This window comes from Kosakonia sp. AG348, from assembly GCF_003337365.1.
In the GTDB taxonomy this organism is placed as follows: Bacteria; Pseudomonadota; Gammaproteobacteria; order Enterobacterales; family Enterobacteriaceae; genus Kosakonia.
On the sequence record NZ_QPJR01000012.1, the window covers coordinates 61,206 to 84,126 of the forward strand.

20 protein-coding genes are annotated in these 22,921 nt (G+C 53.3%); 10 read left to right on the forward strand and 10 right to left on the reverse strand.

Translation table 11 applies throughout. The features are described 5' to 3' along the window. Positions 1 to 145 precede the first annotated feature (145 nt). Positions 146 to 1,150, forward strand: coding sequence for a LacI family DNA-binding transcriptional regulator (locus tag DFO56_RS22180; protein ID WP_161796286.1), 1,005 nt, complete (start codon positions 146 to 148; stop codon positions 1,148 to 1,150). Here DFO56_RS22180 and lysA read toward each other — a convergent pair. After that, positions 1,147 to 2,409, reverse strand: a complete 1,263-nt coding sequence (gene lysA / locus DFO56_RS22185; RefSeq protein WP_045512496.1) for a diaminopimelate decarboxylase — start codon at positions 2,407 to 2,409, stop codon at positions 1,147 to 1,149. The two genes, DFO56_RS22180 and lysA, sit on opposite strands and share 4 nt — an antisense overlap. A 122-nt stretch (positions 2,410 to 2,531) precedes the next feature. Between lysA and DFO56_RS22190 the strand changes: the two genes are divergently transcribed. Next, positions 2,532 to 3,458 (forward strand): LysR family transcriptional regulator, encoded by a 927-nt coding sequence (locus DFO56_RS22190; protein ID WP_045512588.1) that lies wholly within the window; start codon positions 2,532 to 2,534, stop codon positions 3,456 to 3,458. Here DFO56_RS22190 and DFO56_RS22195 read toward each other — a convergent pair. Beyond that, positions 3,455 to 4,147, reverse strand: a complete 693-nt coding sequence (locus DFO56_RS22195) for an aspartate/glutamate racemase (protein ID WP_020455069.1) — start codon at positions 4,145 to 4,147, stop codon at positions 3,455 to 3,457. The genes DFO56_RS22190 and DFO56_RS22195 overlap by 4 nt on opposite strands. A gap of 169 nt (positions 4,148 to 4,316) precedes the next feature. On the opposite strand from DFO56_RS22195, the gene DFO56_RS22200 reads away from it, so the two are divergent. From DFO56_RS22200 to DFO56_RS22225, 6 genes are all read left to right on the forward strand, one after another. Then, a complete protein-coding gene (locus DFO56_RS22200) occupies positions 4,317 to 4,643 on the forward strand; it encodes a cupin domain-containing protein (protein ID WP_045512504.1) in 327 nt (108 codons plus the stop codon). 506 nt (positions 4,644 to 5,149) lie between these two features. Next, positions 5,150 to 6,040: a carbohydrate ABC transporter permease gene (locus tag DFO56_RS22205; protein WP_025263850.1), complete on the forward strand. Its 891-nt coding sequence runs from the start codon at positions 5,150 to 5,152 to the stop codon at positions 6,038 to 6,040. Next, a complete protein-coding gene (locus DFO56_RS22210; protein WP_017457666.1) occupies positions 6,033 to 6,935 on the forward strand; it encodes a carbohydrate ABC transporter permease in 903 nt (300 codons plus the stop codon). The genes DFO56_RS22205 and DFO56_RS22210 overlap by 8 nt, the downstream gene beginning before the upstream one ends. 12 nt (positions 6,936 to 6,947) lie before the next feature. After that, the gene (locus tag DFO56_RS22215) at positions 6,948 to 8,075 is read left to right on the forward strand and encodes an ABC transporter ATP-binding protein (RefSeq protein ID WP_020455071.1); all 1,128 of its coding nucleotides are present in this window, start codon (positions 6,948 to 6,950) and stop codon (positions 8,073 to 8,075) included. A 140-nt stretch (positions 8,076 to 8,215) separates the two neighbouring features. Further along, positions 8,216 to 9,505, forward strand: a complete 1,290-nt coding sequence (locus DFO56_RS22220) for an ABC transporter substrate-binding protein (RefSeq protein WP_020455072.1) — start codon at positions 8,216 to 8,218, stop codon at positions 9,503 to 9,505. Positions 9,506 to 9,571: 66 nt separating this feature from the next. Continuing rightward, positions 9,572 to 10,702, forward strand: a complete 1,131-nt coding sequence (locus DFO56_RS22225; protein ID WP_045512509.1) for an oligogalacturonate lyase family protein — start codon at positions 9,572 to 9,574, stop codon at positions 10,700 to 10,702. A gap of 33 nt (positions 10,703 to 10,735) precedes the next feature. Here the strand turns inward: DFO56_RS22225 and DFO56_RS22230 are convergent, their stop codons facing one another. The 3 genes from DFO56_RS22230 to kduI all read right to left on the reverse strand — a co-directional run bounded on the left by DFO56_RS22230 (position 10,736) and on the right by kduI (position 14,130). Then, the gene (locus DFO56_RS22230; protein ID WP_017457662.1) at positions 10,736 to 12,154 is read right to left on the reverse strand and encodes a sugar porter family MFS transporter; all 1,419 of its coding nucleotides are present in this window, start codon (positions 12,152 to 12,154) and stop codon (positions 10,736 to 10,738) included. Between the two features lie 317 nt (positions 12,155 to 12,471). After that, positions 12,472 to 13,233 (reverse strand): 2-dehydro-3-deoxy-D-gluconate 5-dehydrogenase KduD, encoded by a 762-nt coding sequence (gene kduD, locus DFO56_RS22235; protein WP_017457661.1) that lies wholly within the window; start codon positions 13,231 to 13,233, stop codon positions 12,472 to 12,474. A gap of 60 nt (positions 13,234 to 13,293) precedes the next feature. Continuing rightward, positions 13,294 to 14,130: a 5-dehydro-4-deoxy-D-glucuronate isomerase gene (kduI, locus tag DFO56_RS22240; protein WP_045512591.1), complete on the reverse strand. Its 837-nt coding sequence runs from the start codon at positions 14,128 to 14,130 to the stop codon at positions 13,294 to 13,296. Between the two features lie 499 nt (positions 14,131 to 14,629). Here kduI and DFO56_RS22245 point away from each other — a divergent pair, with 499 nt between their 5' ends. Further along, positions 14,630 to 15,805 carry an oligogalacturonate lyase family protein gene (locus DFO56_RS22245; RefSeq protein ID WP_045512512.1) on the forward strand — a complete coding sequence of 392 codons (1,176 nt, stop codon included), beginning with the start codon at positions 14,630 to 14,632 and terminating at the stop codon, positions 15,803 to 15,805. 332 nt (positions 15,806 to 16,137) lie between these two features. Here the strand turns inward: DFO56_RS22245 and DFO56_RS22250 are convergent, their stop codons facing one another. The 5 genes from DFO56_RS22250 to DFO56_RS22270 all read right to left on the reverse strand — a co-directional run bounded on the left by DFO56_RS22250 (position 16,138) and on the right by DFO56_RS22270 (position 21,147). After that, on the reverse strand, positions 16,138 to 16,818 hold the full coding sequence (locus tag DFO56_RS22250) for an oligogalacturonate-specific porin KdgM family protein (RefSeq protein WP_020455077.1): 681 nt from the start codon (positions 16,816 to 16,818) through the stop codon (positions 16,138 to 16,140). A 475-nt stretch (positions 16,819 to 17,293) separates the two neighbouring features. Beyond that, complete coding sequence (locus DFO56_RS22255) at positions 17,294 to 18,475, reverse strand: acetyl-CoA C-acetyltransferase (RefSeq protein ID WP_045512514.1); 1,182 nt, start codon at positions 18,473 to 18,475, stop codon at positions 17,294 to 17,296. A 157-nt stretch (positions 18,476 to 18,632) separates the two neighbouring features. Then, complete coding sequence (locus DFO56_RS22260) at positions 18,633 to 19,445, reverse strand: MetQ/NlpA family ABC transporter substrate-binding protein (RefSeq protein ID WP_025263848.1); 813 nt, start codon at positions 19,443 to 19,445, stop codon at positions 18,633 to 18,635. Between the two features lie 18 nt (positions 19,446 to 19,463). Continuing rightward, the gene (locus tag DFO56_RS22265; protein WP_020455079.1) at positions 19,464 to 20,132 is read right to left on the reverse strand and encodes a methionine ABC transporter permease; all 669 of its coding nucleotides are present in this window, start codon (positions 20,130 to 20,132) and stop codon (positions 19,464 to 19,466) included. Further along, positions 20,125 to 21,147 carry a methionine ABC transporter ATP-binding protein gene (locus DFO56_RS22270; RefSeq protein ID WP_045512519.1) on the reverse strand — a complete coding sequence of 341 codons (1,023 nt, stop codon included), beginning with the start codon at positions 21,145 to 21,147 and terminating at the stop codon, positions 20,125 to 20,127. Before DFO56_RS22270 ends, DFO56_RS22265 begins: the two co-directional genes overlap by 8 nt. 395 nt (positions 21,148 to 21,542) lie before the next feature. Here DFO56_RS22270 and DFO56_RS22275 point away from each other — a divergent pair, with 395 nt between their 5' ends. Then, positions 21,543 to 22,913 carry a cystathionine beta-synthase gene (locus DFO56_RS22275; RefSeq protein WP_045512521.1) on the forward strand — a complete coding sequence of 457 codons (1,371 nt, stop codon included), beginning with the start codon at positions 21,543 to 21,545 and terminating at the stop codon, positions 22,911 to 22,913. The last annotated feature ends 8 nt before the right edge of the window (positions 22,914 to 22,921 follow it).

Below are 22,921 nucleotides of genomic sequence, written 5' to 3' on the forward strand. Positions count from 1 at the left end.
GACGTAAGCCCACATTGGCATACCACCTTGCGCTTCGCAGGGATTTCCAACACTTAGCGCAAACCGTTACCGCTGGCCTTAACCCGTGAAATGAGTGTGGTAAACTGCGTTTCATTACGCGAAACGAGAACTCGTCATGGTCACAATGCTGGATGTCTCACTGCGCGCGGGCGTTTCGAAAGCAACGGTTTCCCGCGTGTTGAATGGTACGGGTCAGGTCAAAGAGAGCACCCGCAATCAGGTTTTTAAGGCGATGGAGGAGCTGGATTATCGCCCCAACTTTCTTGCCCGCTCGCTGGCAAACCGCACCAGCAACAGCATTGGCCTGGTGGTGTCCAGTTTTGACGGTTTCTATTTCGGCCGCTTATTGCAGCAGGCGTCGCGTCAGGCGGAATTACACGGCAAACAGCTGATTGTCACCGACGGTCACGATACGCCCGAACGGGAAGAGCTGGCGGTGCAGATGCTGGCGGACAGGCGTTGCGACGCCATTATTCTTTACACCCGGTTTATGAGCGAAAAAGCGATTCTAACGCTCATTGACGCCACGCCAATGCCGCTGATTGTCATCAACCGCGAGCTGTTCCAGGCACATGACAAATGCGTGTTCTTCGAGCAGCAGGACGCGGCGTTCCAGGCGGTGGATTACCTGATCACACAACACCACCGGGATATTGCCTGTATTACCGCGCCGATCCATACACCAACCGGTAAAGCGCGGCTGATGGGCTATCGCAAGGCGCTGGAAAAACACGGCATTCCCTGGGATCCGCACAGAGTGAAGTACGGCGACTCGACCATGACGCGCGGGTATGAGCTGTGCCAGCAGATGTTGCAGGAAGGGGTGAAATTCAGCGCCCTGTTCGCCTGTAACGACGATATGGCGCTGGGTGCCTCAAAGGCCATCTGGCAGGCGGGTTTGCGTATTCCGCAGGATATTTCGCTGTTCGGCTTTGATGATGCACCAAGCGCCCGCTGGCTGGAGCCGGGCCTGTCGACGGTCTATTTGCCGATCGACAACATGATCACCACCGCGATTGATCAGGCGATCAAACTGGTGAACAACGAACAGATCGCCGCGATCCCACCGTTTACCGGCACACTGGTATTGCGTGAATCGGTAGCGGCGGGACCGGTCAGCAAGGCTTAGAACTGCTCCAGACCGATCAGTTCTTCGATGGTCTGGCGGCGGCGAATCAACCGCGCGACGCCGTTATCGAACAACACTTCCGGCAGCAGCGGGCGGCTATTGTAGTTTGATGACATCGATGCGCCATACGCGCCGGTGTCATGCAGCACCAGATAATCTCCGGCTTTCACTTCCGGCAGCGCGCGGGTTTCCACTTTCCCGCCCTCCTGCTGGGTAAAGACATCCCCGGATTCGCACAGCGGGCCGGCAACCACGGTATCAATCAATGGCGCATGGCGAAGATCGCGGCCGTCGGCGGCCAGCGCCGTAATGTGGTGGTAGCTGCCGTACATTGCCGGGCGCATCAGATCGTTAAAACCGGCGTCGATCAGCACAAAGTGGCGGCTGCCCATGTTTTTCACGCTACGCACTTGTGAAACCAGCACGCCAGATTCCGCCACCAGGAAGCGCCCCGGTTCGATCTCCAGCTTCACCGCATGCCCCAGATGTTTGGCGATTTGCTCACGCGCCGCATTCCACAGCCCGTAATAATGCGCGGTATCCACCGGCTCTTCCCCTTCGTGATAGGGGATCGAAAGACCACCGCCCGCGGAAATAGCATGCAGATCCTGGCCGAAATCGACCACCTGGCGCACCATCGCCCCGCACACCTGTTCCAAATGGCCATAATCCACGCCGGAACCGATATGCATATGAATGCCCGCCAGTTTCAACTGGTAGCGCTGCATTACCGCCAGCGCATCGGCCAGATCGCTGTACCAGATGCCATGCTTGCTGTTTTCGCCGCCGGTGTTGGTTTTCTGGCTGTGGCCATGACCAAAACCAGGGTTAACGCGTAACCAGACGCGATGCCCCGGCGAGACCGCGCCAAGCTGTTCCAGCATATCCACCGAACCGGCGTTCACTGCGATACCCAGTTCGCTCACCCGCGCGATGGTTGCCTCGTCCAGCACATCGGCGGTAAAAACGATATCGTCCGGGTGCGTTTGCGGATCGTAACCCGCTGCCAGCGCACGTTCGATCTCACCGAGCGAGACGGAATCGACTTTCACGCCCTGCTCGCGCATCAGACGCAGAATATGAATATTCGAGCAGGCTTTTTGCGCAAAGCGCACCACGTCGAAGGCGCGCAGTTTGGCGATTTGCGCGCGAATGATTTGCGCGTCATAAACCCATACCGGGCAGCCAAATTCAGCAGGTAAGCGCAGCAGATTAGCGGCGTTAAGGTCGGTTTCAGTCTGGTGTAATGAGCGTGGCATGGTGACTCCGGGCAACAAAATTTTTACTGATTACGCCACAGCGCGAAGAGAATAAAAAATATCGTTTTATCGCGACTCTATGCAAAAATGATATGGATAACCTGCTGAAACTGGATCTGCCGATGCCCGCTGTCAATCTGCGCCATATCGAAATCTTTCACGCCGTAATGACCACCGGCAATCTGACGGAGGCCGCCGCACTGCTGCATACCTCGCAACCGACGGTAAGCCGCGAGCTGGCGCGCTTTGAAAAAGTGCTGGGGCTGAAACTGTTCGAGCGCACGCGCGGGCGTTTACAACCCACGGTGCAAGGCTTGCGGTTATTCGAAGAGGTGCAGCGCTCCTGGTACGGGCTGGACCGGATTGTCAGCGCCGCCGAAAGCCTGCGTGAGTTCCGCCAGGGCGAGCTTTCTATCGCCTGCCTGCCGGTATTTTCGCAGTCTTTTTTACCGCTGCTGCTGCAACCGTTTCTGGCGCGCTATCCGGATGTCAGCCTGAATATCGTGCCGCAGGAGTCGCCATTGCTGGAGGAGTGGCTGTCGGCGCAGCGCCACGATCTGGGCTTAACCGAAACGCTCAGCACCCCGGCGGGCACCGAGCGCACGCCGCTGCTCACCTGTAATGAAGTCTGCGTCATGCCACAGGATCACCCGCTGGCGCGCAAAACCGTGTTAACACCGGCAGACTTTCAGGGCGAGAATTACATCAGTTTGTCGCGCTCCGACAGCTACCGACAGTTGCTGGACGCGCTGTTTAATGAACATCAGGTGAAGCGGCGGATGGTACTGGAAACGCACAGCGCCGCCTCAGTGTGCGCGATGGTACGCGCCGGGGTGGGCATTTCGGTGGTGAACCCGCTGACCGCACTGGATTACGCGGCCAGCGGTGTCGCCGTGCGTCGTTTCAGTATTGATGTGCCGTTTACGGTGAGCCTGATCCGTCCACTGCACCGCCCCGCTTCCGCGCTAGTCGAGGCGTTTACCGCCCATTTGCAGGCAGCCATGCCGCTGGTTAGCGGGCCGCTGGCTGCCATGCTGGGCGAACGTTAAGAGAGCATAAAGTCCACCGCGTCGGCGGCATGCAGCGCCGCCGTATCAAACACCTTAATCGGGCAATGCGTTTCCGGCAGTAGCAGGCCGATCTCGGTGCAACCGAAAATCACCCCTTCCGCGCCTTCGCCAGCCAATTTCTTGATTAAATTAACAAAATAGTAGCGAGACTCATCGGTGAACGTTCCCAGACAGAGCTCACTAAAGATGATGTCGTTGATGCGCTCGCGATCTTCCGGGCCCGGCACAGAGGTTTCGATGCCAAACTGTTTTTCCAGGCGGCCACGGTAAAAATCCTGCTCCATGGTGTAGCGCGTACCCAGCAGCGCGACATTGCGCATGCCGGCGTTTTGAATCGCCCGTCCGGTGGCGTCGGCAATATGCAGGAACGGAATATGGCAGCGCTCTTCAATTTGACCGGCGACTTTGTGCATGGTGTTGGTACACAGCACAATCGCCTGCGCGCCCGCCTGCTCCAGACCCGCCGCCGCCTGGGCCAAGATCTCACCCGCTTTGTGCCACTGCGCTGTCGCCTGGCAGGTCTCAATTTCATGGAAATCCAGGCTGTGCAGAAGCAAGCTGGCGGAGTGCAAGCCGCCGAGACGAGCTTTCACGCCCTCATTAATCAGGCGGTAATAAGGAATGGTCGATTCCCAGCTCATACCGCCCAACAGTCCTATCGTTTTCATCGCTTGTCTCCGTCTGGTTTAGCGCTCAGTCAATCAAAGTTGTGATCGACTTTCAACTTCTCTGGCCTCGCGTTTATTTTTATAGAACGCTGAGATAAGTTATTTTGAAACAACGTTTCATCATTTACTCTGTCGTAATCACTAACGATACCTACTACAGGACACTCCGATGTTTATCTTCCATAAAGACACTCAGCTTGAAGACCTGGGCAACGGCGTCAGCCGCCGTATTCTTGCCCATAACGGCAAAATGATGGCGGTCGAAGTTATGTTCGAACAAGGCGCCATCGGCCCAATGCACAACCATCCTCATGAACAACTTACGTACGTTTTATCCGGCGAGTTCGAATTTACCATTGGTGATGAGAGACATATCGTCACCGCAGGCGATACACTTTATAAGGAACCGCACATTATGCACGGATGTGTGTGTTTAAAAGCCGGAACGCTGCTCGATACCTTTACACCGGTACGTGAAGATTTTTTAAAACGTTGATCGCGCCCTAAAATAGTTAACGCCTCCCATAATTAGGGGGGCGTTTTTATTTCCCGGCCAATAAAAATAGTTCGCCGGATAATCGTTTTAATTTCCAATGATTTCATTTCGCAATTTTTAATACCTTAGGCTGTTACTTAAATCTTTACGCTTATTGGCTTTAAACCCGCTGTTTTTCGGCAAAAATGACACCCACCTCACTTTATTGAAACATCGTTTCGACTTCGATCACATTTCACGAATTAATCGAATGACGCCAATTCAAAACGCAATAAAATATTTTAAAACGACGTTTCACAAACCAAGAACGCAAGTTCGCAGGATTTTAAAACCCGGAATATCGTGAGTAATTTCCGGTGGTTAAAGTTTCAAAACGTATTGATTCAATTGATTATTGTGATCAAGCGCACGCGCAGAGCCTGTTTTAATCCCCGGACGCCCATGCGGCGGGGGAAAAAAGTTAATCTCCGAATCCGTATTACACATTGTTCGCCAGGTAGGTATGTATGAATGAAAACAGACTACTGGGATTGGCCTGGATATCGCCCTACGTTATTGGGTTGATAGTCTTTACGGCTTTCCCATTCATCTCATCGTTCTTTCTCAGTTTTACTGAGTATGACCTGATGAGCCCGCCGGTATTTAACGGCATTGAGAATTATCGCTACATGTTTACCGAAGACACGCTCTTCTGGAAATCAATGGGCGTCACCTTTGCGTATGTATTTTTGACAATCCCGCTGAAGCTCGCCTTCGCGCTGGGGATTGCCTTTGTGCTCAACTTTAAACTTCGCGGCATCGGTTTTTTCCGCACGGCTTACTACATTCCGTCCATTCTCGGTAGCTCTGTGGCGATCGCCGTACTGTGGCGCGCACTGTTCGCCATCGATGGCCTGCTGAACAGCTTTATCGGCGTGTTTGGTCTGGATCCGATTAACTGGCTTGGCGAACCGTCGCTGGCGCTGATGTCCGTCACCTTGCTGCGCGTCTGGCAGTTCGGCTCCGCGATGGTCATCTTCCTTGCTGCGCTGCAGAACGTACCGCAATCCCAGTATGAAGCGGCGATGATCGATGGCGCCAGCAAATGGCAGATGTTTATGAAAGTTACCGTGCCGCTGATTACGCCGGTTATTTTCTTCAACTTCATCATGCAGACCACCCAGGCGTTTCAGGAATTTACCGGCCCGTATGTCATTACCGGCGGCGGCCCGACCTATTACACCTATCTGTTCTCGCTCTACATCTACGACACCGCCTTCAAGTATTTCGACATGGGCTACGGCGCGGCGCTGGCCTGGGTGCTGTTCCTGGTGGTGGCAGTCTTTGCCTCCATCGCCTTTAAGTCTTCGAAATACTGGGTGTTCTACTCTGCCGATAAGGGAGGCAAAAATGGCTGATATCCAACATCTCACGCCGGGCATGAAAGAAGCCGAACGTGAAGTGGCGCGCACGCTGCGCCGCGAGAAAATCAGCGCATGGATCCGCTATACGATCCTGCTTTTTGTCGGCCTGTTAATGCTCTACCCGCTGGCGTGGATGTTCTCGGCGTCGTTCAAACCGAACCACGAGATCTTCACCACGCTGGGACTGTGGCCCACCCACGCCACCTGGGACGGTTTTATTAACGGCTGGAAAACCGGCACCGAATACACCTTCGGTCATTACATGCTGAATACCTTTAAGTATGTGATCCCGAAAGTGATCCTGACCATTATCTCTTCCACCATTGTGGCTTACGGCTTTGCCCGCTTTGAGATCCCATGGAAGAACTTCTGGTTCGGTACGCTTATCGCCACCATGCTGCTGCCAAGCACCGTGCTGCTGATCCCGCAATACCTGATGTTCCGTGAAATGGGCATGCTCAACAGCTACATGCCGCTGTATCTGCCAACGGCGTTTGCGACACACGGTTTCTTCGTCTTTATGTTGATTCAGTTTTTACGCGGCGTACCGCGCGACATGGAAGAAGCGGCGCAAATCGACGGCTGTAACTCCTGGCAGGTGCTGTGGTATGTGGTAGTGCCAATCCTGAAACCGGCGATTATCTCCGTGGCGCTGTTCCAGTTCATGTGGTCAATGAACGACTTCATCGGGCCGCTGATTTATGTCTACAGCGTGGATAAATACCCGATCGCACTGGCGCTGAAAATGTCCATCGACGTCACCGAAGGTGCGCCGTGGAACGAAATTCTGGCAATGGCGAGTATCTCCATTCTGCCGTCCATCATTGTCTTCTTCCTGGCACAGCGCTACTTCGTACAGGGCGTGACCAGCAGCGGAATTAAAGGTTAAGAGGGAAGTATCATGGCTGAAGTTATTTTCAACAAACTGGAAAAGGTTTACTCCAACGGCTTCAAAGCGGTACATGGTATCGACCTGAAAATTGCCGATGGCGAATTTATGGTGATTGTCGGCCCAAGCGGCTGCGCCAAATCCACCACGTTGCGTATGCTGGCAGGTCTGGAGACCATCAGCGGCGGCGAAGTGCGCATCGGCGAGAAGATCGTCAACAACCTCGCGCCAAAATCACGCGGTATCGCGATGGTGTTCCAGAACTACGCGCTCTACCCGCACATGACGGTGCGTGAAAACCTCGCGTTCGGCCTCAAGCTCAGCAAAATGCCGAAAGAGGAGATCAACAAACAGGTTGATGAAGCGGCGAAGATCCTCGAACTGGAAGAGCTGATGGACCGCCTGCCGCGCCAGCTTTCCGGTGGTCAGGCGCAGCGCGTGGCGGTGGGCCGCGCGATTGTGAAAAAGCCGGATGTGTTCCTGTTTGACGAACCGCTGTCGAACCTGGACGCCAAGCTGCGCGCCTCGATGCGTATCCGTATTTCCGACCTGCACAAGCAGTTAAAGAAATCCGGTAAACCGGCGACCACCGTTTACGTCACGCACGATCAGACTGAAGCAATGACCATGGGCGACCGTATCTGTGTGATGAAACTCGGCCATATCATGCAGGTGGATACCCCGGATAACCTCTACCACTTCCCGAAAAATATGTTCGTGGCGGGCTTTATCGGCGCGCCGGAGATGAACATCAAACCAGCGAAAATCGTGAAAAAAGCCGACCAACTGCACATCACCGTTGGTCATGAAACGCTGGCGCTGAACGCTTATCAGCAGGAGAAAGTCGCCGATTACGCCGACAAAGAGGTGTTCTTTGGTGTGCGCCCGGAGTTTGTCTCCGTTTCAGATGAGCCTTACAGCGACGATTGCGGCTCCGGTGAGCTGGTGCGCGTCGAAAACATGGGTCACGAGTTCTTTGTTTACCTGAAAGTTGGCGACTACGAACTGACCGCCCGAATCCCTTCTGATGAAGCTAAGCCGATGATTGCAAAGGGGCTTCACCGGAAGGTGTACTTTAAGTTTGATATGAATAAGTGTCATATTTTTGACGCGAAAACAGAACAGAACATTTCCTTATAACGACGAAATCATTCGCGATGCCCCGGCGCGGCAAGTCGTTGTCTCCCGGCGCTTACGCAAGTAAGTCGCCGGCAGACATCAACGCAGCCACAAAGGGGCAGCCTGAAGAATGAAATTTAACTAAACGTTGGAGTATAAAAATGAAAAAAGTGCTTACCGGCGCCATCATCTCCGCAACTCTGGGCATGTGCGCTGTACCCGCAACCGCCGCTGATAATGTTGATCTGCGTATGTCCTGGTGGGGGGGCAACGGTCGTCATCAGGTCACCTTAAAAGCGCTGGAAGAGTTTCATAAACAGCATCCGGACATTACCGTTAAATCTGAATACACCGGTTGGGACGGCCACCTCTCCCGTCTGACCACGCAAATCGCGGGCGGCACCGAGCCGGACGTGATGCAGACCAACTGGAACTGGCTGCCGATTTTCTCCAAAAATGGCGACGGTTTTTACGACCTGAACCAGGTGAAAGACATTATTGATTTAAGCCAGTTCGACGCTAAAGAGCTGCAGTCCACCACCGTTGACGGCAAGCTGAACGGCATTCCAATCTCCGTCACCGCGCGCGTGTTCTACTTCAACGATGAGCAGTGGAAAAAAGCGGGCGTCGCCTTCCCGAAAACCTGGGATGAGCTGTTAGCCGCGGGCAAAACCTTTGAAAGCAAGCTCGGCAAACAGTACTACCCGGTAGTGCTGGAGCACCAGGATACGCTGGCGCTGCTGAACTCCTACATGGTGCAGAAATACAACATTCCTGCCGTGGATGAAAAAGCGAAGAAATTCAGCTACACCAGCGAGCAGTGGGTCGAATTCTTCCAGATGTATAAAAAACTGGTCGATAGCCACGTGATGCCGGACGCTAAGTACTACGCGTCATTCGGTAAGAGCAACATGTATGAAATGAAGCCGTGGATCGAAGGTGAATGGGCCGGTACTTACATGTGGAACTCCACCATCACCAAATACTCCGACAACCTGAAGCCGCCAGCCAAACTGGTGCTGGGTGACTACCCGATGCTGCCGGGCGCGAAAGACGCGGGCCTGTTCTTCAAACCGGCGCAAATGCTGTCGATCGGTAAATCCACCAAGCATCCGAAAGAGGCGGCCCAGGTGATTAACTTCCTGCTGAACAGCAAAGAAGGCGCGGAAACGCTGGGTCTGGAACGCGGTGTGCCGCTGAGCAAAGCCGCGGTGCAAACGCTGACCGCCAATGGCGCGATCAAAGAGGCCGATCCGGCGGTTGCGGGTCTGCGTCTGGCACAGTCTCTGCCGACCAAACTCTCGGTATCGCCTTACTTTGACGATCCGCAGATTGTTGCCCAGTTCGGTACCGCAATTCAGTACATCGACTATGGCCAGAAATCCGTTGAAGAAACCGCAGCCGACTTCCAGCGTCAGGCTGAACGTATTCTGAAACGCGCCATGCGCTAAGGTTTTACCGCAATGACATACCCTGCCCGTTCGCGGCAGGGTATTTTTTTATCTAAGGAGCAGGTAATGGCAAAGGGGAAAATAGTCTCTCTCACCTTCCGCAGCCAGAAAGACGACAAAACCGGGCATGAAGTTATCCGGCTGACGCCGCCGCATATTATTTGTCACCGTAACTACTTCTATCAAAAATGCTTTACCCGCGACGGCGAGAAACTGATTTTCGGCGGCGCGTTTGAAGGCCACTGGAATTACTACTTGCTGGATCTCGCTAACCGCGAAGCGACACAACTCACCGAAGGCGCGGGCGATAATACCTTCGGCGGCTTTTTATCCGCCGATGACAGCGCGCTGTGGTATGTGAAAAATACCCGCGAATTGCGCCGCGTGGATTTGCAGACGCTCGAAGAGCATATCATCTACGAAGTCGACGATGAATGGGTGGCTTACGGCACCTGGGTCGCCAACTCCGGTTGCACAAAACTGGTTGGTATCGAAATCAAGAAAAGTGACTGGCAGCCGCTTACCGACTGGCAGAAATTCCGCGATTTCTACTTCACTCATCCGGAGTGCCGCTTGATCCGCATTGATCTGCAAAGCGGTAAACGTGAGACCCTGTTGCAGGAAAAACGCTGGCTTGGCCACCCGATCTATCGCCCGTTTGACGATAACACCGTGGCGTTTTGCCACGAAGGCCCGCGCGATGTGATTGATGCACGTATGTGGCTGATTAACGAAGATGGCAGCAATGTGCGCAAAGTGCGCCAGCACAAGCCAGGAGAAAGTTTTACCCATGAATTCTGGGTGCCGGACGGCTCCGCGCTCTATTACGTAGCGCACCAGGAAAACGATCCGCGCCGGTATCTCTACAGCGCGGATCCGAACACGCTGGAAAACCAGCAGTTAATGGCGATCCCGCCCTGTTCGCACCTGATGAGTAATCAAGACGGCAGCCTGGTGGTTGGCGACGGCGCGCCGCATCACACCGGGGATATCCACCTTAACGATCCGTTTATCTGGGTATTTGATATCAAAAGCGGCGAACAGAAAGCGATTTGCCAGCATAACAGTAGCTGGAAAGTGCTGGATGGCGACCGCCAGGTCACTCACCCGCACCCGTCTTTTTCGCCAGATAACCAGTGGGTACTCTACACCTCCGATGCCGAAGGCATGCCCGCGCTCTACCTGGCGCGGGTGTAATTTTGCCCTCTCCCGCCAGGGAGAGGGATGTTGTTACACGCCGATATTACGCAGTTTTTCACCCGACATCAGACGGCGCTCGATATGTTCCAGCGTGACGTTTTTGGTTTCCGGGATCAGCCAGAAAGTGACGCCGACAAATGCCAGATTCAGCGCGGTATAGAGCCAGAAGGTACCCGCCGCGCCAATCGCGTCCAGTAAGGTCAGGAAAGTCGCGCCGATAATCATGTTCGACACCCAGTTAGTGGTGGTCGAGCAGGTGATACCGAAGTCGCGGCATTTCAGCGGCTGGATCTCAGAACACAAGATCCATACTACCGGCGCGGCGCTCATTGCATACCCGGCAATACAGATCATCGTCATACCAACGGAAAGCCAGGATAACCCGCTCGACGCAGTGCCGTTATCAAACTGCATCAGGCAGTAGCCCAGGATCAAGGTGCCAATTGCCATCACGCTGAAACCAATTTTCAGCGCCGGTTTGCGCCCGGCTTTATCTACCGTAAACACCGCGATAAAGGTGGCAAACATAAAGGTCAGCCCCACCACCAGCGTGGCGATCATCTGCTGTTCCGTAGTGGTAAACCCGGCCATTTTGAAGATGCGCGGCGCGTAATACATGATGATATTCATGCCGGTGAACTGCTGCATCGCCTGCAATAACATGCCGAGGAAAACGGCGCGGCGCACGTTGCGGTTAGCTTTAAACAGCTGGAAACCGCCCTGTTTCAGTTTCAGGCTTTCGCGGATTTCATTAAGTTCTTCGCGCGCTTTTTCCGAGGTATCGCGCAGCATACGCAGCACCTCTTCCGCTTCAATATGCCGCCCTTTTTGCGCCAGCCAGCGCGGGCTATTAGGCAGGAACACCACCAGAATAATCAGCAACACCGCTGGCAGCGCCAGCACGCCGAGCATTGCCCGCCAGTTGCCGCTGTAGCTAAACGCGGTATCCGACAGGAACGCCAGCACAATGCCCAGCGTGACCATTAACTGGTACATGCTTATCATCTTGCCACGCACGTTTTCACTGGCCATTTCAGAGAGATACAGCGGTGCGGTGTAAGACGCAATGCCGACCGCAATGCCGAGCAGCACGCGGGAAAGCAGCAGCACTTCCACACTGGCGGCAAACGCGGAACCGAGCGAGCCGGCGACAAACAACACCGCGCCCGCCATTAAACTGTATTTGCGCCCAAGGCGGAAAGAGAGCCAGCCGTTAAACAGCGCACCCAGCGCCGCGCCCAGCATCATGCTGCTCACCACCCACTCCTGCAAACGGCTGGATAAGGTGAAATGGTCGGTGATAAACGGCAGCGCGCCGGAAATCACCCCAATATCGAGACCAAACAACAGCCCGGCAACCGCTGCCGACACCGAGACAAACAGATTCATACGCCGGGTATCACGCAGGGCGCGCGGTAAAGCTACGGAATCATTACTGATAGAAGTCATTTTTTCCTGCCTACACAGAATAAGACGTCCTATGAAAGTAAGTCAGCGACGGGTCAAAGCGTCAGTGCTGAAAACGCGAAGATATGGATAAATGCGCTGTGGCATGGTGTTTTGTGATGGAGTTTACAATTTTGAAAATATAGTTTAAGCACTAAACTAATTTTAAATTATTTATTTTTAACGATTTTTAATCAATAGCCTGCGAATTAAGATAAAAGGATATGGATTTTTCTATTCATCAGATATGGACAATTAATACGCAGAGATAAAAAAACCTGCCCGCAGGCAGGTTTTTTATGCAGCTAATGCCAGGCGAATTAACGCGCCAGCCAGCCACCGTCCACCGCAATGGTGTAGCCGTTGATGTAGTCAGACGCTTTTGATGCCAGGAACACAACCGGCCCCATCAGATCGCTCGGCAGCCCCCAGCGGCCCGCCGGAATGCGATCGAGGATCTCGGCGCTACGCTGCTCGTCGGCACGCAGTTGCTGAGTGTTGTTGGTCGCCATATAACCCGGCGCGATAGCATTAACGTTGATGTTGTGTTTCGCCCACTCGTTCGCCAGCAGACGCGTCACGCCCATGACGCCGCTTTTTGACGCGGTGTAAGACGGTACGCGGATGCCGCCCTGGAAAGAGAGCATCGACGCGATGTTGATGATCTTGCCGCCATTACCCTGCGCGATGAAGTGTTTTGCCGCCGCCTGGGACATAAAGAATACGCTCTTGATGTTCAGGTTCATCACGTCGTCCCAGTCTTTCTCGCTGAAGTTGATCGCGTCTTCGCGGCGGATCAAACCGGCGTTGTTTACCAGAATGTCGATTTTGCCGAACTCAGCGACCGCGCGCTCCAGCAGAGCCGGAATGCCATCGATCTGACGCAGATCGGCAGTCAGGCTAAGAAAACGACGGCCCAGCGCGGTGACGCGCTCGATGGTTTCTGTTGGTTCAACAATATTGATACCGACGATATCACAGCCCGCTTCCGCCAGGCCCAGCGCCATACCCTGGCCCAGACCGGTGTCGCAACCGCTGACTACCGCAACCTTACCTTGAAGAGAAAATGCATCCAGAATCATGTTTATTCCTTAATCTATCAGCGCCTGTGTTGGACAGGCATGGTTTTATGCTGCCCGCTATTAGCGCAGATCTTTTACAGCGACGTGATCCATGTCATCAAAGACCTGGTTCTCACCCACCATCCCCCAGATGAAGGTATACGCACGCGTACCAACGCCTGAATGGATTGACCAGCTGGGAGAAATGACCGCCTGCTCGTTATGCATCACAATGTGACGCGTTTCCTGCGGCTGCCCCATCATATGGAATACGCAGGCGTCTTCTTCCATATTGAAATAGAAGTACACTTCCATGCGGCGCTCATGGGTATGGCACGGCATAGTGTTCCACAGGTTGCCCGGCGCAAGCTCGGTCAGCCCCATGCTTAACTGGCAGGTTTCCAGCACGTCCGGCACGAAATATTTGTTGATGGTGCGACGGTTACTGGTTAGCGGATCGCCAAGCGTCACTGGTGCGACATCGGCTGGCGTCACTTTTTTCGTTGGGAAGGTGGTGTGTGCGGGTGCGCAGTTGTAGTAAAACTTGGCCGGTTTAGCGCTATCTATGCTGGCAAAAACCACCTCTCTGGCGCCTTTTCCGACATATAACGCATCGCGATGACCAATTTCATAACACTGACCATCAACGGTGATGGTGCCCGGGCCGCCGATATTAATCACGCCCAGTTCGCGGCGCTCAAGGAAATAGCTCACGCCAAGCTGTTTACCCACTTCGCCACCGACAGAAACGGTTTTATTCACCGGTTTAATACCGCCGACAATAATGCGGTCGATATGGCTGTAAACCATGGTGTATTCGTCATCAGCGAATATTTTTTCGACTAAAAACTCATTGCGCAGGCCCTGGGTATCCAGCGTTTTCGCATGCGCACTGTGGATGCTTTGTCTGACTTCCACAATAACCTCCGAAGTAAATTTTGACCGAAACGTCACTTAACGAAACGCAGAAACAGTGTTCCGTTTCTTCATTAGGCGCATCTTATCCCGGCTAAAACATGTTTTCAATCTTGAATAAAACAACGTTTCAATTTTTCTGCGACTTATTATTAAATCTGTAAGTCCGATCACGATTGTTTGGCGTTGACAGTGCGTCATTACCGGTTAGGTTATGAGAGTAAGTTTAAATAAATCATAGCAAACAATAAGTTAACACCGTCTTTGAGTTTTGACGGCTAATCAGTAATTTTTGTGTGTAAAATCAAAGCACGCTAGCACAAACGCTTTTTCACCTCGCATTCATCCGGCTCACAGACGTTGTTTTCTTATAAAGTGCGTCAGCAATCACACATATTGAAACGTTGTTTTGATAAATTAACACTCTATTTTTAAACTTGTAATCATCTGTGGTCATCATTGGGGCGCAACTTTCCCACCGGACCATCTAAAGGAGTGAAATATGGCGAAAGGCATGCGGGTAAAACTCAATTACGCAATCAGCCGCGATCCGGATACCGGCGCGGAAGTCACCCGCTTAACACCACCGGAAGTGACCTGTCACCGGAACTACTTCTATCAGAAGTGTTTTTTCAATGATGGCAGCCACCTGTTGTTTGCCGGTGAATTTGATGGCCACTGGAATTATTACCTGCTGGATATCGCGAAAGCCGAAGCCGTGCAGTTAACGGAAGGCGCGGGCGATAACACCTTTGGCGGTTTCCTCTCGCCGGATGACAGTGCCTTATATTATGTGAAAAACGATCGCACGCTGCGTGAAGTGAATTTACAGACACTCGCCGAGCGCGAAATTTATCGCGTACCGGATGAGTGGGTCGGCTACGGCACCTGGGTGGCAAACAGCGATTGCAGCAAACTGGTTGGGATTGAAATCGCCGCCAGCGACTGGACGCCGCTCAATGACTGGAAATTGTTCCATGATTTCTTTCATAAAGGCCCGCACTGCCGTCTGCTGCGCGTGGATCTGCAAAGCGGCGAAAGCAGCGTGATCCATGAAGAGAAAAACTGGCTGGGGCACCCGATCTATCGCCCATTCGACGACAACACCGTGGCGTTTTGCCACGAAGGCCCGCACGATCTGGTGGATGCGCGGATGTGGCTGGTCAATGAAGACGGCAGCCATGTGCGCAAAGTCAAAGATCACGCCGAAGGCGAAAGCTGTACCCACGAATTCTGGGTGCCGAACGGTTCCGCGCTGGTGTATGTCTCTTACCTGAAAGGCAAACAGGGGCGCATGATTTACAGCTTCAACCCGGATACCGGCGTGAACGACGCGGTGATGCCGATGCCTGCGTGTTCACATCTGATGAGCAACTTCGACGGCACATTACTGGTCGGCGATGGTTCCGGCACGCCGGTGGATGTGAAAGATACCAGCGGTTACACCATTGATAACGATCCGTATTTGTATGTTTTCGACGTGGCGAAAAAAGCCTATTTCCGCATGGCGCGCCACGATACCTCCTGGGCAACGGTTGCCAACAGCCGCCAGGTAACGCATCCGCATCCGTCGTTCACACCGGACGACAGTGCGATTCTGTTTAGTTCCGATAAAGACGGTAAACCGGCGCTTTATATCGCGAAACTTCCTGAGCAACGCGTAATGTTGCAAGCGTAAACTTTGAGTTAGTGTTTCTGTAACTGGCCTTGCCCTCCTCCTGGGGGGCTTTTTTTGTGCCGTTCTTGCCCGTCATACTTTCAGCCACTGGTGTGCTGGCTGCCTTACTTTTCGCTACAGGTTCGTTACTTTCTTTGGACTTTTGGAGAGTGCTTTTTGCATTTGCTCAGGTCTGCCCTGAATAATTTGAGTCACAGGAAGGCGGCAACGCAGCGAGTTTCCGGGAGCTAACTGAAGTAAGTGATTGCGGTGAGCATGGCGGGCATAAATATAAAAAACCCCGGCCAATGGCTCCGGGGTTTTTGTGAGGGTAACACAGGTAGTTCAGACAATCAGAAAGAGTAAGCTACACCGAGGCGGAAACGGGTCTGGCGTTCGTCGGTGCTTTTCACACCCACGTTGCCCACTTCCACATACGGGGACCAGTTTTTATCCAGTTTGTACGCCACCTTGGCGTTATATTCGTTGGAATAGGTTTTGTTGTTTTCACGAATAACATCTTCGGTGCTCTTCGCGTAAACATAGTTCAGCTCAATACGGTAGTCGCCCATCGCCCAGCCGACCCAGGTATCAAATTTGTTGACCTTGTTATCAACGGTATTGGAATCCGGGTTACGTGTGTATTCGTAGCGATAACGACCGGCAATATAGACGCCGTTATCAAAGCTGTATTGCACATGAAGATACGGTTTATAGATGGAGTTGGTATCTTTACTTTCGATATTAAAGCCCGGTGTTAACGCAAAATTCTGCGTCGCAGCCCAGCGCCAGTTAATGGACTCTTCGTGGCCGTTACCCACGATTTCCGTTAACGGTTTGTCGGCGTCATCGCCGCCAGATTTCCATTTCGCTTCAACACCGAAACCTAAGCCATTATCGAAACGGTGAGAAACCGCTACGCGATCGGCGTTGGAACCGCTGTCGATGTATTCATGACGTAAATCCACGGTGACGGCTTGTGAAGCAAAGGAAGCGCCAAGGAGTGAAGCAAGAGCCAGAGTTTTCTTAAACATGAGATTACCTCAATAATTAAAATTATGTTCCATTTTTATGGAATTTCATTTTATTTTTTTGGTAACTTTATTTTAGTGATCGCGATCGTAAATATTTGTATGGAACGGAACTATGTATAACGGCGTGATGAATATCAATATATTTTCCCGAAAACGGCGAATTAATATGATAAAGATCACACCGATTTTCTATTAACTGTTAACTTACAAATTCAAATACAAATTAAAAACATAAAATAAAACAGATACCTACAAAACAAAATCATTAATAATAAGCACGCTTATCGCTTGCAGACATAATGGTCACGCAGGGTACGATATTAATAACCAGCGCTGAAGAAGTGATTTTGAATAAGCCAGGAAAATTATTAGTTGGAAAGGTGGAAGTTTTAATTAAATTGAAACGCGAGAGGTAATGGGTGCCAAAAATAATAAAACCTTCCAGCGGGAAGGTTTTATTTAGCTTAAAGTCAGATTAATCGCGTTCGATTGCCAGCGCCACGCCCTGGCCACCGCCGATGCATAAGGTTGCCAGTCCTTTACGGGCCTGCCGTTTTTGCATTTCATGCACCAGCGAAACCAGAATACGACAGCCGGAAGCGCCAATCGGGTGGCCCAGCGCTATCGCCCCGCCATTGACATTCACCCGCTTCTCATCCCATTCAAGGATTTTACCGACCGACAGCGCCTGCGCCGCATAGGCTTCGTTCGCTTCAATCAGATCGACATCATCGAGCTGCCAGCCCGCGCGCTCAAGGCAGCGGCGCATGGCATAAACCGGCGCAATGCCCATTAACGCCGGGTCGACGCCGACACTGGCAAACGCGCGGATGCGCGCCAGCACCGGTAAATTCAGTTCCTGCGCTTTTGCTTCGCTCATTACCAGCACCGCCGCCGCACCGTCATTGATCGGCGAGGCGTTACCGGCGGTGACGGAGCCGCTTTGTTCAAAAGCGGGGGCGAGTTTCGCCAGCGCTTCCGCGCTGGGGTCGGTACGCGGTTGTTCATCGGTTTCGATAACCTGCGTCTGGCCTGCTGCATCCAACGCACTTACCGGCACAATTTCATCGCGAAAACGCCCGGAATCGATAGCGACACGCGCTTTATGCTGCGAGCTTAACGCCCATTCATCCTGGCGTTCACGGCTGATGCCATATTCACGCGCCAGGTTTTCCGCCGTTACGCCCATATGATAATCGTTGAAGGCGTCCCACAACCCGTCATGCACCAGGCTATCAATAAGCTGGCTGTTGCCGAGCTGCGCGCCAGTGCGGCTGTCGGTCAGTACATGCGGCGCACGGCTCATATTCTCCTGCCCACCGGCGATCACCACATCGGCTTCGCCGCACTGGATCGCCTGAGAGGCCAGGTGCAGGGCTTTCAGCCCGGAGCCGCAGACGTCATTAATGGTGATTGCCGAAACCGTATTCGGCAGGCCGCCTTTGATCGCCGACTGCCGCGCAGGGTTTTGCCCGGCGCCTGCTGTCAGCACCTGGCCTAAAATCACTTCGTCGATATCTTGTGGCTGCACGCCGCTACGCTCAATCAATGCGCGCACCACCTGGCTGCCCAACTCAACGGCAGAGAGGCGTGACAAAGCGCCCTGAAAACAGCCGATAGGCGTGCGAACCGCGCCGACTATCACGACATCTTTCATCTCTACCCCCGCAGTTGTTCAACCCGGCAATAGTAGTGCATTGTTAACAAGTATTAACTCAATTGTTTAAAATTGGTGAGATTAGTCACAGCGAAAGTCAGAGGCGGGAAAGCAGCGGCAAGTTGCGCGGCCAGCAAGGCCGCGCAGAAGGGGAAAATCAGTTGTTAACCGGGATCACCGCGCCTTTATATTTGGTGCGGATCCAGTCCTGAATTTCTTTGGAGTGCAGCACGTTTACCAGCGCCACGATATCTTTTTTCTTCTCATCGCCACGGTGTACGGTGATGATATTGGCATACGGGTTGTTTTCACCGCTTTCCACCGCGATCGGATCGTGAACCGGATCCAGACCGGCATCAATCGCATAGTTGGCGTTGATCACCACCGCATCGCCTTCATCATTGTTGTACATCTGCGGCAGTAGCGCTGCTTCGACGTTCGGCAGGAACTGCAGTTTTTTCGGGTTATCAACGATGTCATCAATACGCGCCGTCACTTTGTCGATGCCCGGTTTCAGCTTGATGACACCCTCTTTTTCGAAAATAGAGAGAATGCGCCCCTCTTCAGACACCGCATCACGCATGATAATTTTGCCGCCCTGCGGCAGATCTTTCAGCGATTTGTATTTTTTGGAGTAAATACCAATCGGCTCAATATGAATGGCGCCTGCGCTGACGAAATCATAGGTTTTGTCGCCCGCGTGATCTTTGATAACGCTGTTCAGGTACGGAATGTGCTGGAAGTAGTTGGCATCCAGTTCACGGCTGGCCAGCGCCGTGTTCGGCAGGATGTAGTCCTGGAATGGTTTAATTTCCAGATCAATTCCCTGCTTCGCCAGAATCGGTTTTGCCTGCTCAAGGATTTCGGCGTGCGGCACGTTTGACGCGCCAACGGTCAGCGTATCGGCCCAGGAGGAGAAGCTCAGCACGCTGAGGGTGGCTGCGGCAATCAGTGTCAGTGTTTTTTTCATGATGTTGGTTTCCAATAATTATCGTTTATCTAACAGAGAAGTAATCACGTCGCCGCAGAACTGGATGATGAAGACGATGATAAGAATGGTCACCGTCGCCACCAGCGTGACGTCGTTATGGTTCCGCTGGAATCCTTCCAGATAAGCAAGATTGCCCAACCCGCCAGCGCCGATAACTCCGGCCATGGCGCTGTAGCTCACCAGCGCAATCAGCGTCACGGTAATCCCGGACACCAGCGCTGGTGATGACTCGGGCAGTAACACCCGAAATACCAGTGTGCTCAACCGCGCGCCCATCGAACGCGTCGCCTCAATCACCCCTTTATCCACTTCGCGCAGCGCAATCTCGACCAGGCGCGCATAAAACGGCGCGGCACCGACGATTAGCGCAGGCAGCGCGGCGTTCGCGCCAAGAATGGTGCCAACGAGGGTTTTGGTAAACGGGATCAGCAGCACAATCAAAATGATGAACGGAATAGAACGGAAGACGTTCACCACAATCGAAATCACGCTGTACAACGTGCGATTCTGGAACAGGCCGCCGCGCGCGGTGAGAAACAGCGCCAGACCGAGCACGATCCCCAGTACAAAAGTCGCCGCGCCCGACAGCGCTGTCATATACAGTGTCTCTTGCGTCGCCGCCCAGAGTTGCGCCCATTTCAGGTGCGGAAAGAGGGATTCAGCCATGCGTCACGACCTCGCTTTCAATATCCGTCTTGCTCAGGTCTGCAAGGATATTGTTCAGTTGTTCCGGGGTCGCCTTCACGTTCACCCATAATTGTCCAAATACGCCGTGCGCGGTTTGCGACATCTTGCCGTGCAAAATGTTAAACGGCAGACCATAGCGCAGCGTCAGTTCGCCGACGATCGGCTGGTGTGTGCTGTGGCCGGTAAAGGTCAGCTTGATCACCGTACCGTCCAGATCGCTGTTCAGCTCCGGGTTGAACGCCTCTTCTTCTTTATACTGGCTCACCTGGCGCACAAACTGTTTGGTGATCGGCTGCTGCGGATGGGTAAAGACGCTCAGCACATCGCCCTCTTCCACCACTTTGCCGTTCTCCATTACCGCCACGCGGTCGCAAATCTTGCGCACCACATGCATTTCATGGGTGATCAACACAATGGTCAGTTTGAAACGGCGGTTAATATCGAGCAGCAAATCGAGGATCTGATCGGTGGTTTGCGGATCCAGCGCCGAGGTGGCTTCATCGCACAGCAGCACATCCGGGTTATTCGCCAGCGCGCGGGCAATGCCAACACGCTGTTTCTGCCCGCCGCTAAGCTGCGACGGATAAGCCTTTTCGCGCCCTTTCAGCCCCACCAGCTCAATCAGTTCCGCCACGCGGGCATTAATCTGCGCTTTTGGCGCACCGGCAATTTGCATCGAAAACGCTATGTTTTCGCTCACCGTGCGCGACCACAATAAATTGAAGTGCTGAAAGACCATGCTGATCTTCAGCCGCGCCTGGCGCAACGTTTCCCCGCGCGCGGCGGCAATGTCCTGACCATTAATCACAACGCTGCCGGAGGTGGGTTTTTCCAGACCGTTCAGCAAGCGAATCAGCGTACTTTTCCCGGCGCCGCTGTAGCCAATAATGCCGTAAATCTGCCCCTGCTCAACCGTCAGATTGACGCTGTCGACGGCGGTAATCGATGCCTTTCCCTGGTCGAAAATCTTGGAGATATTCCTGAGGACGATCATTCGTTGGTGTTTCCGTTTGGCGGTTTAGCAGTATGGATGTCCAGAAGATAATAATCAGCCGCAGTTATAATTCAAATAACCAAATAGACATTACTTATAACTAAACACGCTAACAGCGATGGAACCGGGGTTTTGACGATAAGACTTTATTTCGCATTGCATTGCCGGAAATTGCATAACTGCGATGGAGAGAAGAGGAAAAGTGCCTGAAATCAGCACAAAACCTTGCTTTTCTGGCAATCAATCCATCCGGACGACTGTATGGCTCGACGTCCTGATGGCTAAACAGCGGTTTATATTTCCAATCGCTCTAAACGCCGAATAAAGGTTATTTAAACAGGCAAAATGACAGACCTATCATCCGCTCATCACGAATGTTAACGGGTGAATCTACAATGTCAGTCTTCCATTCTGTAACCGAATTGATCGGTCAAACACCGCTGTTGCAGTTACATAAACTGGCGAGCGGGCCATGCGAATTATTTCTCAAGCTGGAAAACCAGAACCCTGGCGGTTCGATTAAAGACCGGGTCGCGCTGTCGATGATTAACGAAGCCGAACGCCTCGGTTTGCTCGCACCCGGCGGGACGATTATTGAAGCCACCGCCGGTAACACCGGGCTGGGACTGGCGCTGATCGCTGCGCAAAAGGGTTATTCACTGGTGCTGGTAGTACCGGACAAAATGAGCCGCGAGAAGATTTTCCACCTGCGCGCACTGGGCGCGAAAGTGGTGCTCACCCGCTCAGACGTGAACAAAGGCCATCCGGCTTACTATCAGGATTACGCGCGCCGCCTGGCGCAAGAGACGCCGGGCGCGTTTTACATCGACCAGTTCAATAACGACGCCAACCCGCTGGCACACGCGTCGACAACCGCGCCGGAACTCTTTGAACAACTGGACGGCAAAATCGATGCCATCGTCGTTGGCGTGGGCTCCGGCGGCACGCTTGGAGGACTGCAAGCCTGGTTTGCTAAACACTCGCCGCACACCGAATTTGTGCTGGCCGATCCGGCCGGCTCGATCCTCGCCGATCAGGTGGAACATGGTCGTTACAGCACGCCAGGTTCCTGGCTGGTTGAAGGCATTGGCGAAGATTTTATTCCACCGCTGGCACACATTGACGGTGTGCGCAAAGCCTTTCGTATTACCGATCGCGAAGCCTTCGCCACCGCCAGAGAACTGCTGCAACAGGAAGGCATCCTGGCGGGATCGTCCACCGGGACGCTGCTCAGCGCTGCCCTGCGTTACTGCCAGGCGCAAACCGCGCCGAAACGCGTGGTGACGTTCGCCTGCGATAGCGGCAACAAATATCTGTCGAAAATGTTCAACGACGACTGGATGCGCCAGCAAGGGTTGCTTACGCGCCCTTCTAACGGCGACCTCACGGATTTTATCGCCCTGCGCCACGACGAAGGGGCCACCGTCACCGCCGCGCCAGAAGATAGCCTCGCCGCCGTGCTGGCGCGCATGCGGCTGTACGATATTTCGCAACTACCGGTGCTGGAAAACGGTCAGGTGGTGGGGATTGTTGACGAATGGGATCTGATAAGCCACGTGCGCGGCGACAGTGCGCGTTTCGCGTTGCCGGTGAAAACGGCGATGACCCGCAACGTGGAAATCCTCGATAAACACGCGCCGGAAAGCGCGCTGTACGCCATTTTTGATCGCGGCCTGGTAGCGGTGATCGCCGACAACGGCCACTTTGTTGGCCTGATAACCCGCAGCGATGTGCTGACCACCTGGCGCAACCGTCTTGAACAATAAGGGAAATA